The following is a 14,169-nucleotide window of genomic DNA, read 5'->3' as shown; positions in this document are numbered from 1 at the left end:
TGGTGCAATATGTCTGCAACTTTTCAGATTAATGGGGGATTGCGTAAAATGACAGCAGTGCCGCAGGCACCTTTTCTTATTTTTTCTACATATTCTCCTATATTCCTCCCTTCCTCTCTTAAAATATCTTGTACTGATCATCCCGAGCTTTTTTTAAAATTTTTCTGTAAATCTGCCTCTTATAATCTGATTCTCTTATTTTTCAAGCACCTTCATCTATTTTCGCCGCTATTTGGATATAATTGCCTGCTCTCATACTGCAAAATGAATTGAAAAAGGCCTATGAATTGTCATATTGCTATATTAACGGCTGGGATGATTGAATGATTTCACTGCTAAGCGGACTTTTTCTCTCATTTTTCGACAATTTGCCATACTGAATTCCGCTACAGTAAGAGTCACAGCAGGATATGCCATAATTGGAAAATTTATAGGAAAGGTGGGCTGGTGGCTGCTGTACGGAAAATGAATAGAATAGAGGAGGAATAGGTTCATGAAGAAAAAGAAGCAATTCCGCTGGCTTTATCTCATGCTCACGGCACTTTTGATCACTTCCCTGCTGAGTCCTTATCAAGCACAGGCGGGAGCCGGCAAGTCTCCCCATGTATCGATGAAGAAGGCTTCCCCCGAATCTTCAAAAAGCAAAATATCGGGCAGGCTCCTTGATCAGTTTGATGGAAAAGACAAGGTTACCTTCCTCATAAAAATGAAAGAGCAGGCTGACACGAAAAAAGCCGCTCAAGAAGCAGCAAAAAAAGCATCAGCGGATAAAGCAACTTCCTCCAAGGCTAAATTCATGAAAAGATCTGCAGTAGTTTCCTCTCTAAGAGCCGTCGCAGCCGAATCACAATCCGGTGTACTCCAATATATCGAGCAGCAGGAAAAAGCCGGCAAAGCGAAAGATAGCAAATCCTTCTATATTGTGAACAGCATTGCCGTCACAGCCACTAAAGATGTCATGGAAAAGCTGGCAAGCTTTCCTGAAGTAGACAAAATCCTTCCTAATGAGACCAGACAGCTTCATAAGCCAGTAAAAGAAGCCGCCAAACCTTCCATCCAGATGGAAAAAAATGCAGATAATAAAACCAGCTCCATTGAATGGAACATAGACAGGGTCGGCGCACCAGCAGCCTGGGAAATGGGCATAGACGGTTCCGGTACAGTGGTCGCCTCAATCGACACAGGTGTCCAGTGGGACCATCCCGCGCTAAAGGAAAAATACCGCGGCTATGATTCTTCAAACCCTGATCAGCCTTCACATACTTACAACTGGTTTGATGCAGTAGGAGGACAATCCTCCCCGTATGATGACGACGGTCATGGCACCCATGTGACCGGCACCATGGCCGGTTCCGATCCTGGCGGTGCAAACCAGATTGGAGTTGCACCAGGTGCCAAATGGATTGCTGTAAAAGCTTTCAGTCCAAGCGGCGGGTCAGATGTCGACCTTCTGGAGGCTGGGGAATGGATTCTTGCTCCTAAAGATGCCAATGGCACCCCGCATCCTGAACAGGCGCCAGATGTTGTAAATAACAGCTGGGGCGGCGGACCCGGGCTTGATGAATGGTACCGGCCAATGGTCCAGTCATGGCGGGCAGCCGAAATCTTTCCGGAATTTTCAGCAGGAAATACAACACTGACCAATCCAGGCGGACCTGGTTCAGTCGCCTCTCCAGGCAATTATCCAGAGTCCTATACTACCGGGGCCACAGACATCAATAACAGACTCGGCTCTTTCTCCCTTCAAGGGCCATCGCCATACCAGGAAATCAAGCCTGACATTGCAGCACCAGGAGTAAATATCCGCTCATCAGTTCCGGGTTCTGGTTACGAAGGGGGCTGGAACGGCACTTCTATGGCCGGCCCGCACGTAGCAGCAGCTGCAGCCTTGCTGCGGCAGGCAGATTCAAGCCTGACAGTTGATGAAATAGAAGAAATTCTCTCATCGACAGCGGTACCGCTGACAGATTCCACTTTTCCGGATGTACCGAATAACGGCTATGGACACGGACTAGTTAATGTGTTCGACGCCGTCTCTTCCGTAGTTTCCGGCCTGGGCAAGCTAAAGGGCCAGGTTTCCAAAGAAGGAGATGACAATGAAGCACCAGCCATTTCACATCAAGCACAGACTGAAACATATGCCGGTATGAATCTTGCTGTCCGGGCAGAGGTTTCCGATAACATCAGTGTTACAAATGTAGTGCTTGAGTATGTGAAACCTGACGGAAGCACCGAAGCTGTTGGAGCAGAAAGAGTATCCGGCAGTTATACTGACGGGACCTATGAGGCAGTCATTCCTGGAGAGGATATCGAGGAACCTGGCCTGTCCTACCAGTGGAAGGCAGTTGATTTCGGCGGAAACAGCGCCGAATCTGATACATTTGAAGTAAATGTCATCCCAGGCATAAGCACGGGATACAGCCAGGATTTTGAGTCCCAGCCTGAAGGATGGACTTCGTATGGAACCAATGACAGCTGGGAATGGGGAGCTCCGGCATCCGGCCCGGGAAATGCCGCATCAGGTGAGAACGTCTATGCGACCGCCCTTGGAGGAAACTATGCCAATTCTGCTAACATGACGCTTCTCATGCCGCCGGTTGATCTTGGCGAAGGGAATGCCTATCTGCAATTCAAACAATGGCATGAGCTTGAGAACCGCTATGATTACGGCCATGTCTTTGTATCGGCAGATATGGAAAATTGGACTCAGAAACTGAGGGTTAACGGAAATACAGACGGCTGGATTGACGGTGAGGTAGATCTGAGCGAATTTGCCGGCCAGCGCATCTATATTGCCTTCAATGTGACAACTGACAGCTCAGTCCAGAAGCAAGGCTGGTATTTGGACGACGTGTCACTGTCTGACACACCTAACGCACCATCCAAGAAAGCCCAGCTTGGAAAAATCGGTACAGCCGGGCCATCCGGGCCAGCTGTGTCTGCTAAAAAGCAAATCGACCCTGCCAAGATTGTCCCGGAAAAGGAGCAAGGGAAAAAAGAGCAGGAAAATGGTTCTGCCCCTTCCCCTGCATTACTTCCTGTAAATGCGGAAGTCACCGTATTAGAGACAGGGCGTTCAGTCTTCACAGATCCGCAGGATGGTTCCTATGAAATGACCCACGCATCCGGCACTTATACGGTGCAGGCAGAAGCATACGGGTTCCGATCAGAATCACAAAGCGTCAATATCCCTGAAGACGGAGAGGCATCAGCAAACTTTGTTCTGGAAGAAATACCGAAAGGAACGGTTACAGGTTCGGTTACAAACGAATTGACCGGCGAGCCTGTACCGGGCGCCATGGTTATGCTTCTGGAGGATGCAGCTGTTGAACCAGTCTACGCGGATGAGAGTGGACAATATTCGCTGACAGCCTATGAAGGAACATACACTTTAAAGGTTGTTGCTCCATCGTTCTATAGCGAAGAAGTTGAAATAACAATTGAAGGCAGTTCAAGTGCCGAACAAAATATACAGCTGAAGCCATTCATCGGCTACCCTGGTGAAATCGGCTATGACGACGGAACCGCAGAAAATGCAAGAGCATTTTATGATGCCGGAAACGGCTGGGCTGTGAAAATGTCACTCGAAAATGGCCAGAACAGCGCGATGGTCACCGGCGGCATATTCCGCTTCTGGGACACTGAGTGGCCGGTGCCTGGAGGAACGGAATTCCAGCTTGCTGTCTATGACGCAAGCGGGCCTGACGGTGCCCCCGGGAAAAAACTTGCCGGGCCATTTGAAGCGTCTGCTTTAAGAAACGGTGAATGGACCCGTGTTGATTTAAGAGACAAAGGCATCATGGTCAATGGCGATTTTTATATGGTCTATATCCAATCAGCTCCAAATCCAAATACCCCGGGCCTTGGTACAGATGAAGACGGTCCAAACGCTGGGCGGAGCTGGCAGCTGGTCGGCGGTGCCTGGTCACCAGTCCCTGCCGAGGAAGGCAATTATATGATCCGGGCAGCAGTTGACTATGAAGTGAGTGCCCCTGTTATCACTTCGCCTGCTGACGGCACCATCACAAAACAGAAGCACGCAGTGATTGAAGGCACTTCTGCGCCATCCACTGCGGTCCACCTGTACATTAACGGTGAAAAGGCTGCGGAAACAACAGCAGACGACTCCGGGAAATTCTCTGCAGAAGCTGAATTGAACGAGGGAGAAAATATCCTGACTGCCAAAGCAGCCACTGACAGCGGATCAACTGACTCTTCCGCTCCTGTAAAGGTTATTGTGGATTCAGAAAAACCGGAACTGACAATCACCTCGCCTGCTGACGGCCTAAAAACCAATAAGGAAACAGTCACTGTCGAAGGTACTGTTGCAGATGCCAGCCTTGATTGGGTGAAGGTCAACGGGAAAAAAGCTTCAATCCAGGACGGGGCCTATTCATTACGGATCCTTTTGAACGAAGGTGAAAATACCATCACTGTCACTGCTCAGGACAAGGCAAAAAACAAGACAAACAAAAAAGTGACAGTGTTTGCCAAATACACAGCACCTGTCATTGAGAACCTGCTGCCGGAAGAGAATAAAGATCTAAAATCCGGCGAAAGCGTCAAGATCGAATTTGACAGTGAACCAGGGCTGAAAGCTGTGTTCTCCATCAGAATGCCGCTGACAAATACCGGCGGACAGCTGACAAATGCAGTCGAGCTTCCTATGATGGAAACGTCGGAGGGCCATTATGTGGGCTATTATACAGCAACGAAGAACGTCAAAGCACCAGGCGCAGAAGTCGAGGTCAAGGTGACGGATGACTTCGGCAATGAAACAAGGCTGACGGCTGAAGGAAAGCTGAATATCAACGCCAAATAATCAGGCCGCAGAAGGAGCCCGCCGGGAAACCGGCGGGCTTTCTTTGTTATCTGGCATCTCTATACTTGGCTGCTCCCTGACTCCAAATCTTCGAGAACCTCTATTCCTTCTTTAAGAGCTGCAATATAGAAATCTTTTTCCTCTGCATCTGTTTCTGCCAATTCCTCAATCAGCCATTTATAATTGAGTACCAGATAAAAAGAATCAAGCCCGCGGGATGTAAGTATATCCTGGAGCCACTTGCTGTAATCGGTGAATATTTGAATATTAGTCAATTTATAGGCAGTTTCGAGATATTGAAAGTGATAATATATATCTTCTTCCGTCCTCTTTTTGCCTGATTCCCCGAATTTCTCAAGAGATGGAAACTCTTGATAAAATCGGTCGAAGAGCTTCTTAACGATTCTATCTTTTTCAGGTTTTTCCATACTGGGAGCCTCCTCAATAATTTTTCCGGATGCGGCTTCATTCTCTTATATAGTATACTATCAATAAGAAAATGTTTTTGGGAGCACCTAATACAAAAAGTTTGCCAGGAGTTGATATCATTGTATTCAGCAGCAGCCAAGGAACTTGCAGGCTACCTTTTAAAAGGCGATATAAATAGCACCTGGGCCATTATCCAGGAATATGATTATAAAGACTATCGATCCTGCTATATATTTGAAAGTCTGCTGAGCGAGAGCATGCACTATATAGGGGAGCTGTGGCAAAAAGATATCATTTCTGTGGCAGATGAACATCTCGCTACCGGAATTTGCGATTACATTCTTACAAAGTACTCTTTTGATAAAGGCCATGAAGCATCACAGGGAAAGAGAGCCCTCCTCTTTTGTCCGGAAGGCGAGCAGCATTACCTCGGACTTAAAATGACTGCCTCGATATTCAAAGAAAATGGCTGGGAAGTAAGAAATCTCGGTGCCAGCCTTCCATTGGAATATGCCTTGAACAGTGCGGAAAAATGGAAGCCTGAGGTTATCGGCATCTCATTGTCCCTGACCCACCATCTGCCTTTGCTGAAGAAATATATAGAAGTGCTTGAACAGCTTTCTTTCCGGCCAAAGATCCTTGTCGGGAGCAGACTGATCAACCGCTATGATTTTAAACCCTTCTGCGGCAAGGAAACCATTCTTATAAAGAAGCTGGAAGATCTTGAAGCCTGGATTTTGAGCGAGTCGAAAGAACCTGCCCTATGATAAGAACAAAAGCGCAAGCGCATTTTATGAAAGCGGTGGCCATCAATATGAAAACAGACTTGAATTTGCTTCCAATCCCCTTTTTTATACTGGACACTGACCTTAAAATACTGTTTGCTTCGGACGCTGCTGAAAACAGATTCCCTTATTGCATCAGTTTTATCCAGCTTGCTGACCAGGCCAGCCTTGAAAAAGTGTTCAGCATACCTGGGAAAAATGCCGGAGAAATGATTGAAATCAACCTGCGCACCTCAGGAAATACTGTTGAACTTTTTAACATCTATTATTCACGCATCACTGAAAAGAATCTCATTTATGTATGCTGCGCCCCCATCTCTTCCAATCTTCTTGAGGTTCAGCATCATTTGGCCTTGCTTCGCAACAGGCTTTCATCTCTGCAGCCGGCGGATCTAACAATGACGGGCCAAAATTACCCCCTTTCTGAAGAAAGAATAGATTCACATGAAAAGCTAATGGCAATTGAACATAAAAAGAAGCTGAAGGGCATCAGCCATTCAGCTTGCGAATCGATTGATCTGATGAACATCCTCAAGCCCCTTGCCATTGAGCATGGAAAAACGGAATACTTGGAAAGAATCCAGAAAAATCTAATGGAAATCATATCAGCGGCAGACTCTTTGATAGACTGAGAGTCTGCTTTTATTGAATGCCGGGAATACGGATTTCTGCTGTTGTCCCTTTCCCTTCAATGCTTGCATAATTAAGCGAGCCTTTATGGTTTTCAATGATCCTGAAACTGACCATGACCCCAAGACCAGTTCCTTTTTCCTTTGTAGTGTAAAACGGCTCTCCCATCTTATTGAGCTGCTGCTCTGGTATTCCTTTTCCCTGATCGGAGATTTTGACGAGCAGATTTTTCCCCTCCATACCCGTCTCAATCAGGATCGTCCCTCCGTTATCCATCGCTTCAATAGCATTTTTCACCATATTGATGAAGACTTGCTTCAGTTCCTTTTCATTTCCTTTAACTTTTGGCAAGGATTCCTGATGGATTGCGGTTATGCTGATATTCTGCATAATTGCCTGGGTATCAAGGAGGACGCAAACATCCTGGATGACCTTGGAAACATCTACAAGATCAAAGACTGCTGCTTTGGGTTTAGCAAGGACCAGGAATTCGTCTATGATGGCTTCCAGCCTGCCGAATTCAGACATCATGACTTCAGTGTATTCTTTATTATAGCTGCCAGTCTGCATCATCAGCTGCAGAAATCCTTTCAGGGAAGTGAGCGGATTGCGGATTTCGTGTACAATCCCTGCTGCAAGCTGCCCTACAGCTGAAAGCATTTCTGATTTCTGCAGCATAGCCTCTGATGCTTTATGGACAGTGATATCTTCTATGATGCCAAGATAGCTGCTGACATCACCGGCCTGATCCTCGATCGGCAAAAAGCAGACGTTTTCCCACTTGGCGATGCCGCCATCCAGTGGATAGGACATGCTGCCCTTCCAAACCTCCCTGGCAATTATCGCATTTTCAATTTCTTCAAAATCAGCAGTATTCATTTGATCTCTGTAAAGATCTTTAATGTTCCTTCCCACAAAGCTGTCAGGTTTTCCTTCATGCTCCGCGAACTCTTTATTGTGGTATTCGATATTGCCTGATTTATCAATGATCAAGATCCGGGATGGGCTCTGATCAAGTGCATTGGAGGTGAGTTTAAGCTTCTGGTTGAAACGCTTTATCTCAGTGATATCACTGAAGGTAAACACCACTCCGTCCATCACATTCTCGCTAGTGCGGTATGGGAAGGCCTGCATAAGATACCATTTATGGTCCTTGGACTTCAGCTCTTTCTCAATTTTCCCGAAAGATTTGACGACCCTTTCAGCATCCTCCACAAGTGATGCCTGTTCAAAATTATGAGATATGTGGAAGAACGGCCTGCCGACATCCATATCGAATACATTGATGACCTTCTTCGCTTCCGGCGTAAAAAGGCGGATATTCAAATCGCTATCCAGGAATACTGCTGCTATATTTGTGCTGATGAGCAGGTTGTCCATATCATCTGCAAGCTCGGTCACTTCTTTGATTTTTTGTTCATACTCATGATTTACATTCACAAGCTCTTCATTTATGGAATGCATTTCTTCGTTGGCGCTCTGCATTTCTTCATTTGCCGCAATGAGCTCCTCATTTGCAGACTGAAGTTCTTCATTGGAAGTCTCAAGCTCCTCAATGGTTGTCTGAAGCGTCTGCTGTGTATAATACAGCTCCTGCTCCAGGTCTGCAATCCTCTCGGCCACCGTACTGTGAGGATCGAAATATAGAGGCATGGTCTTTTTTTCCTTTGTATTCTGTTCTTCATCAAAAAGGATGATCGTAAGTGATTCATTGCCTGCAAAATTTTTTACTACCAGATCAAAATAGCGGTTCTCCCCATCTACATCGAAATGGACATTTTTATAGCAGACCTCATTCCGTTCCCCTGCTAATTTCTTTAACGCGGTCCCAATCATAACAGATAAATGGACAGGGACCATTTTATAGATGCTTTTGCTTGAAGATTCATTGAGGAAATTCAGGTACTTGTTTGCCCTCCGGGACGTGAATATCACCTCATTTACTTCGTTGAGGACAATGCACGGAAGAACATAATAATCCACAAGGGTTTGATTGATAGCTGCCCTCCTGCGTGCAGAGAGTGAATCTCCGGCAATATTTCTATTTTCAGCTTGTTCTGCCAAAGCCGGCATATACGAAACTCTCCTTTCTGACTGAATCATCCAGTTTTCGGAAATCGCATTTTTGTAAATATTCCACTTGCTGTTGACCGGACGGAAGAAGTGGGACATTTTTCCGGTTGTTTCGCTGTGCCCAAGAACGAGGGTGCCCTTTTCGTTCAAAGCAAAATTAAAAAGTGATAACAGCTTCCGCTGCATGTCCGGCTGAAAATAAATCATTACATTTCTGCAGCTGATTAAATCCATATTGACAAACGGAGAGTCTTTTAACAGATTGTGTGGAGCAAATACGACATAGCTGCGGATGCGCTTGATGATTTCCCAGCAGTCTCCCTTTTTCACAAAATACTGTTTCAGCAGCTCTTCAGGGATGCCCACTGTCTGATGGGCCGGATACACTCCACGTCTGGCAAACTCAATTGCATCTTTATTGATATCTGTTGCAAAGATTCTGACAGTTAGATCTATACCCATTTTCTGAACATAGCGGTCAAAAAGAATCGCGTAGGAGTATGCCTCCTGTCCGGTGGAACAGCCGGCGATCCATATTCTGAGCTCTTCCTTTGCAGCCGCCTTTTGATGGACGGCTTCAGGCACAATCACATCTTCAATGATTTTGAAAGCTTCTGTGTCCCTGAAAAAGTGGGTGACGCCGATCAGCAGGTCTTTTTGGAGGCTTTCAACCTCTCCGCTGTCAGCCTTGAGAAAATCAAAATATTCTTCAACGCTTTGCTGCCGGGATTCAAGCTGCAGAATCCGCCGTTCAATTCTTCTGATAATGCTGTTTTTCTTATAATAAGAGAAGTCTAATCCAGTTTTCTTTTTTATCAATCCAAAAATTTCTTCTAAGGTTTCCTGGCTGTAGCGGGGCATAACACTTTCATTGAAGGAACTGAGAATAGAGGGCATGTTGGGAGGGACTTCAATATAATCTGCATAGCCTGAAAGAATTGCACTTTCCGGCATATCATTGAATTTGGCTGACTGTCCATCCTGGACTATCACAGTTCCGCCATTATCCTTGATTGCTTTCACTCCAGCCGTTCCGTCGTTTCCTTTTCCCGAGAAGATGATGGAAACCGCCTTGTCCTTTTTACTGGCAGCGAGGGATTTCAGAAATGCATCAATCGGAAGATGCAGCTGTTTGTCTTTTTCATATTTGCTCACCTTAAAAATATTTCCTTCAAGGGAAGTATAGCAATCCGGGGGATTCAAGTAGATGGTGTCTGGCTGGACCTGCATCCCTTCTTTGATGCGCACTATTTTCATCTTTGTCTTCTTTGCCAGTAATTCCGGCATAAAGCTTTTATATTTGGAGGACAGATGCTGAACAACTATATAGGCCATACCTGAATCGGCAGGAACTTTCGCAAAAAACTGTTCAATGGCATCCAGGCCTCCTGCAGACGCGCCAATCCCTACGATGTAAAATTCTTTTCCCAAGGGATTTTTCCCGGCAGTGTTCATTGATTGTTTCATAGACATGCTTCTTTGATTCCTCCTGATTAATGCCGAAAATAAGCCAGGCTCCAGCAAAGGTTCCCCCTTCATTGGCCAGGCACTGGATCTGCAATAGAGTTATAGGATTTCCAGGGAAAAAATCGAAATATATTCAGCAGCAGCGGCAAATGCTTCTTAGAAATTTAGGAGAAGGCGGACAGTGATTCCACTTATAGGAAATTCATTATACTCATGATTATAGTGGTTCTTCAACAGCCAATCAAGATTTGTCGGCAATTCATTCGCATGTGGCTTTTCCGCCAAGTTTTCAGTTTTTCAGGCAAGAAGGCTGCTGCTCAGAAAAATTAAAAAAGCCTTCATATAGAAGGCAGCTGTTCCATCCTTAATCTATTCGTTTATGTTTATTCAACAGTTCTTTGAACATATTCAGCACTGTGATTCTATCCTCTTTATCAAAAGAAGCAACCCATTTAGTTATAATGCTGTGTTCCTTCGGATTAAGCTCCCGTTGAAGCCCGCTCTCCAAAAGTCCATAAATCTCATCAAGCGTATAATGTCTGTCTTCAGTCTGATGCTCCATTCTTCTCTCCTCCATTTACTCTTTTCCTACCCATTCCCTCTGCAAGGGAGGATAAAACAAATGAAATGCGGAAGGCGCTGTTTATTTTGGAATACAAAAAGAGAGACAGGATGCCCTGTCTCCCCCCTTTCAATCTATTACCATTTAAAGCAGGCTGCACCAACGATGATCAGAAGGATGAATAGTACAACAATCAGCGCAAACCCGCCGCCATAGCCGCCGCCGCCTCCGTAGCCGCAGCCGCCATAGCCGCCGTATCCGTATCCGTATGCCATTGGAAGATCTCCTCCTTTATTCTTTGTCAGTACTGATTAGTAGCCGTAGCCGCCGCCGTAGCCGCCTCCGCCATAACCCCAAGAAGCACCAATGATAATCAATAAGATGAACAATACTACCAGCAGGGCAAAACCTCCGCCGTATCCGCATCCGTCTGACATTTAAAAAACCTCCTTTAGTTGATTCAATATATCCTATTCAGCAATGAGCTATTGTGCGAATAGACAAACGCACATTTTTTGGGTCATTTAATCAGGGGCATGGAAAAAGCAAGGGCCGGATGGCAAATAAGAAAAGCAGAAAAGCTTTGATCCTGAGGCGGACAAATCAAAAGAAAAAAGACGCAGGAATGATTCTTCCCGCGCCTTACCAGCTTATGAAGTAGGGATTTCCCCCTTCTCCTCCCCTTTATTCTGCGCCGCTTCCTTCAGCTCATACGTAAGCTCATCAAGGCTTTGGCGGACATTGCCCTTGCCGGAAAGGTTCTCGAGCAGTTCTTTAACGTCTATGCCCGAAGATGCCTTCAGCGTTTCCTGCATGGTGCTCATCAGATTGGTTGCATATCCTGCAACCCTGTTGGCGCCGCTGTTTTTGCCATCTCCTCCTGTATCGACGACTGTAATCTTGTCGATGTTGGCCAATGGACTTGCAACCTGTTTGGCATATTCAGGGAGCATCTTCAGGACCAAGTCCAGTACAGCTGCCTGGCCGAATTGTTCAAATGCCTCAGCAATCTTCCGTTTGGCTTCACCTTCAGCAAGACCTTTAAGACGGATGATTTCAGCCTCGGATTCCCCTTGTGCCCTTAATGCATCTGCTTTGGCAATGCCATCGACCCTGACTCTTTCCGCCTCTGCCTTCGCTTGTGATTCAATCCTGTACTGGTTAGCATCAGCTGCCGTGATCTGCTTCCGCTTTTCTGCCTCTGCCGCCTGCTCAACCGCATATCTGTCAGCATCTGCCTTCTTTTTAACCTCAGAATCATATTGCTTTTCCCGTCTCAGGATTTCTTTCTCCTCAAGTTCGATCTGCTTTTGCCTTTCTATAATGCGGATCTGCATCTCATGCTCGGTTACTTCCTGCTTGGCTCTAGCTGTCTCCAGATCATAAGCCTGATCAGCCCGGGCCTTGGCAATATCCTGGTCTCTCCGATAATCGGCCATTTTCATTTTATTTTCCTTTTCGGCTTCCGCGATTTCGGTTGCCCTCTCGAGCTCAGCCCTTTTGGCATCTTTATCAGCTTCGGCTTTTTTGATCCTCGTTTCTTTATCTGCTTCAGCTGTCGCAATATCGGCATCCCTTTTAACCTGTGCAATTCTCGGTTTGCCCAGGGAATCCAGATAGCCGTTCTTATCCCTTACATCCTTGATCGTCAGTGAAACGATGACAAGCCCCATCTTCGCCAGATCCTGTGAAGCCACCCTTTGAACCTCCTGCGAAAATTTGTCTCTGTTTTTATAGATTTCTTCAACTGTCATGGAACCAAGGATAGAACGGAGGTGGCCTTCGAGCACTTCCTTTGCTTCATTCTCCCTGTCTTCCTTTGATTTTCCAAGGAACTGTTCTGCTGCAGTGGCAATCTCGCTGATGGAGCCGCCTATTTTAATGATGGCAGTGCCATCGGCCATCACTGGCACTCCTTGTTCTGTGTATACCTCGGGCGTTGATACCTCAAGTTTGCTTGAAAGCAGGCTCAGCGGCTCTGACTGCTGAAATACCGGCAGGACAAAAGTTCCTCCTCCCCTGATGATCTTAATTTTATTGCCAGACTCATCCACATGGACCCGCTTGTTTCCAAGATAGCTGCCCGTGACGATCAGAGCCTCGTCAGGTCCGGCCGTCTTATATTTAGTAACAAATACACCCAGCAGAGCAATCAATAGAAATGCTGCAATACCAACTACCACCCAAACCATTGCCATTTTGTTCCCTCCTGTTTATAATCCTTCATGCCTGACAACCTGAAGGACATTTTCATTAACTTCTATAATAAGTACTTCCTGGCCTTCTTCAATCGGCCCGCCTTTAAAGCTCTGGGCTGACTTGGCGATCCTCCCGCTGACGCTTTCGATCAGCACTTCGCCGAACCCGCCCTCTGGTATCGGGATGATGACCTTCCCAACTCTGCCTCTTAAGGATTCGTCTGTATAGACCAGCGATTCTTCCGCATTGGATAAGGGGATCAGCACAAAAAGATATAAAACGATATCCAGAACAAAAGCAATTGCCGCCGAAATGGACATGATCAAGACGCTGCCCAACCCGGTTGTATATTCCATCAGGAAGCCGGCTGCCGAAAAAATCGTCAAAAAAGCAAAAATCACTATGGGATTCAGCAAAGGGCTGATTTCACCGGCCCCCTCAAGTACATCACCGAACAAAACATATAAGACTATTATTCCACCTGAAAAACATAAAATGTACAAGTATAGAGTCTCGATCGGCAACCCAAAGATCTCCATATAACTATCAAACCTCCTTCCCGCTTAGCGCACATGGCATATAGCAGACTTTATTGACGCTTTGCTTTTCCCCTCAGAATATCCATCTGGAAGCTTCTGTATTATTTACGAGCGGGCACAGCGAAAGTTTCAATTTTCTAATTTTTTGCCATAAAAAAAAGCATGGTTTCCCATGCTACCTCGCAGCAAGCTCTGAGGTGCCGCTGCTGCTTTTAGGCAATTGGTAAGAGCTGTACTGGCTGGTTTCTTTTATATTTTCAAATGAAAATTTATATATAATATTTTCTTCTACAGGTATTTCCAGCCATCGTCTGACCCCATATTTCGTCATCATTTCTTTATAAGCCGGCCTGCAGTTTTCCAGTAGTGCCACCTTCAATGTCTCAAATCCATCTGAGTGCAAAATGGCTTCTTCAATCTGCTTCCTGATGACAGGCGAAGTAGCTTCATCTGATTTTTTCAGCGGCAGTGTAACGACCAGAACATCGTTCAAGGCCTTTTCTTCCAGCGTCAGCTTGGAAGCCGAAAGCTTCTTGAAATACCTGCTCAGTTTCCATATATTAATTCCATCTATGGTTTCCCAAATCATAATTCTTCCTCCGGTTAATCTGATTGGACTCTCTTAAAATATATATGTAATCCTGCTCCGTTACCTACCATATC

General features: G+C 45.8%; 11 protein-coding genes. 3 read left to right on the top strand and 8 right to left on the bottom strand.

Going from position 1 to position 14,169, the window contains the following annotated elements:
- Window positions 1–493 precede the first annotated feature (493 nt).
- The gene (locus AC4E8B_RS08285; protein ID WP_490218107.1) at window positions 494–4,822 is read left to right on the top strand and encodes a S8 family serine peptidase; all 4,329 of its coding nucleotides are present in this window, start codon (window positions 494–496) and stop codon (window positions 4,820–4,822) included.
- A gap of 59 nt (window positions 4,823–4,881) precedes the next feature.
- Here AC4E8B_RS08285 and AC4E8B_RS08280 read toward each other — a convergent pair whose 3' ends face one another.
- The gene (locus AC4E8B_RS08280; protein WP_490218106.1) at window positions 4,882–5,250 is read right to left on the bottom strand and encodes a hypothetical protein; all 369 of its coding nucleotides are present in this window, start codon (window positions 5,248–5,250) and stop codon (window positions 4,882–4,884) included.
- A 120-nt stretch (window positions 5,251–5,370) separates the two neighbouring features.
- Between AC4E8B_RS08280 and AC4E8B_RS08275 the strand changes: the two genes are divergently transcribed.
- Window positions 5,371–6,018, top strand: coding sequence for a cobalamin B12-binding domain-containing protein (locus AC4E8B_RS08275; protein WP_490218104.1), 648 nt, complete (start codon window positions 5,371–5,373; stop codon window positions 6,016–6,018).
- The gene (locus tag AC4E8B_RS08270) at window positions 6,015–6,668 is read left to right on the top strand and encodes a hypothetical protein (RefSeq protein WP_490218102.1); all 654 of its coding nucleotides are present in this window, start codon (window positions 6,015–6,017) and stop codon (window positions 6,666–6,668) included. Before AC4E8B_RS08275 ends, AC4E8B_RS08270 begins: the two co-directional genes overlap by 4 nt.
- A gap of 10 nt (window positions 6,669–6,678) precedes the next feature.
- Here AC4E8B_RS08270 and AC4E8B_RS08265 read toward each other — a convergent pair whose 3' ends face one another.
- The 7 genes from AC4E8B_RS08265 to AC4E8B_RS08235 all read right to left on the bottom strand — a co-directional run bounded on the left by AC4E8B_RS08265 (window position 6,679) and on the right by AC4E8B_RS08235 (window position 14,095).
- Complete coding sequence (locus AC4E8B_RS08265; RefSeq protein WP_490218101.1) at window positions 6,679–10,212, bottom strand: CheR family methyltransferase; 3,534 nt, start codon at window positions 10,210–10,212, stop codon at window positions 6,679–6,681.
- Between the two features lie 358 nt (window positions 10,213–10,570).
- On the bottom strand, window positions 10,571–10,768 hold the full coding sequence (locus AC4E8B_RS08260) for a hypothetical protein (RefSeq protein WP_490218100.1): 198 nt from the start codon (window positions 10,766–10,768) through the stop codon (window positions 10,571–10,573).
- 137 nt (window positions 10,769–10,905) lie between these two features.
- Window positions 10,906–11,043 (bottom strand): YjcZ family sporulation protein, encoded by a 138-nt coding sequence (locus AC4E8B_RS08255; RefSeq protein ID WP_490218098.1) that lies wholly within the window; start codon window positions 11,041–11,043, stop codon window positions 10,906–10,908.
- A gap of 36 nt (window positions 11,044–11,079) precedes the next feature.
- On the bottom strand, window positions 11,080–11,205 hold the full coding sequence (locus tag AC4E8B_RS08250) for a YjcZ family sporulation protein (protein WP_490218096.1): 126 nt from the start codon (window positions 11,203–11,205) through the stop codon (window positions 11,080–11,082).
- A 213-nt stretch (window positions 11,206–11,418) separates the two neighbouring features.
- Window positions 11,419–12,966, bottom strand: a complete 1,548-nt coding sequence (gene floT, locus AC4E8B_RS08245; protein WP_490218094.1) for a flotillin lipid rafts scaffold protein FloT — start codon at window positions 12,964–12,966, stop codon at window positions 11,419–11,421.
- A 15-nt stretch (window positions 12,967–12,981) separates the two neighbouring features.
- Complete coding sequence (locus AC4E8B_RS08240) at window positions 12,982–13,506, bottom strand: NfeD family membrane protein (RefSeq protein WP_490218093.1); 525 nt, start codon at window positions 13,504–13,506, stop codon at window positions 12,982–12,984.
- A 175-nt stretch (window positions 13,507–13,681) separates the two neighbouring features.
- The gene (locus tag AC4E8B_RS08235) at window positions 13,682–14,095 is read right to left on the bottom strand and encodes a hypothetical protein (protein ID WP_490218091.1); all 414 of its coding nucleotides are present in this window, start codon (window positions 14,093–14,095) and stop codon (window positions 13,682–13,684) included.
- Window positions 14,096–14,169: the final 74 nt, after the last annotated feature.

Source organism: Bacillus sp. SRL543 (assembly GCF_984799205.1).
Note: the sequence above shows the minus strand (reverse complement) of the source record. Positions and strands in the feature narration are given on the sequence as shown.

Excerpts from the sequence above, each read along its gene's own strand:
- AC4E8B_RS08240 (WP_490218093.1), bottom strand. The coding sequence starts at position 13,506 with ATGGAGATCTTTGGGTTGCCGATCGAGACTCTATACTTGTACATTTTA.
- AC4E8B_RS08255 (WP_490218098.1), bottom strand. The coding sequence starts at position 11,043 with ATGGCATACGGATACGGATACGGCGGCTATGGCGGCTGCGGCTACGGA.
- AC4E8B_RS08235 (WP_490218091.1), bottom strand. The coding sequence starts at position 14,095 with ATGATTTGGGAAACCATAGATGGAATTAATATATGGAAACTGAGCAGG.
- floT (WP_490218094.1), bottom strand. The coding sequence starts at position 12,966 with ATGGCAATGGTTTGGGTGGTAGTTGGTATTGCAGCATTTCTATTGATT.
- AC4E8B_RS08265 (WP_490218101.1), bottom strand. The coding sequence starts at position 10,212 with ATGTCTATGAAACAATCAATGAACACTGCCGGGAAAAATCCCTTGGGA.
- AC4E8B_RS08285 (WP_490218107.1), top strand. The coding sequence starts at position 494 with ATGAAGAAAAAGAAGCAATTCCGCTGGCTTTATCTCATGCTCACGGCA.
- AC4E8B_RS08280 (WP_490218106.1), bottom strand. The coding sequence starts at position 5,250 with ATGGAAAAACCTGAAAAAGATAGAATCGTTAAGAAGCTCTTCGACCGA.
- AC4E8B_RS08250 (WP_490218096.1), bottom strand. The coding sequence starts at position 11,205 with ATGTCAGACGGATGCGGATACGGCGGAGGTTTTGCCCTGCTGGTAGTA.
- AC4E8B_RS08270 (WP_490218102.1), top strand. The coding sequence starts at position 6,015 with ATGATAAGAACAAAAGCGCAAGCGCATTTTATGAAAGCGGTGGCCATC.
- AC4E8B_RS08260 (WP_490218100.1), bottom strand. The coding sequence starts at position 10,768 with ATGGAGCATCAGACTGAAGACAGACATTATACGCTTGATGAGATTTAT.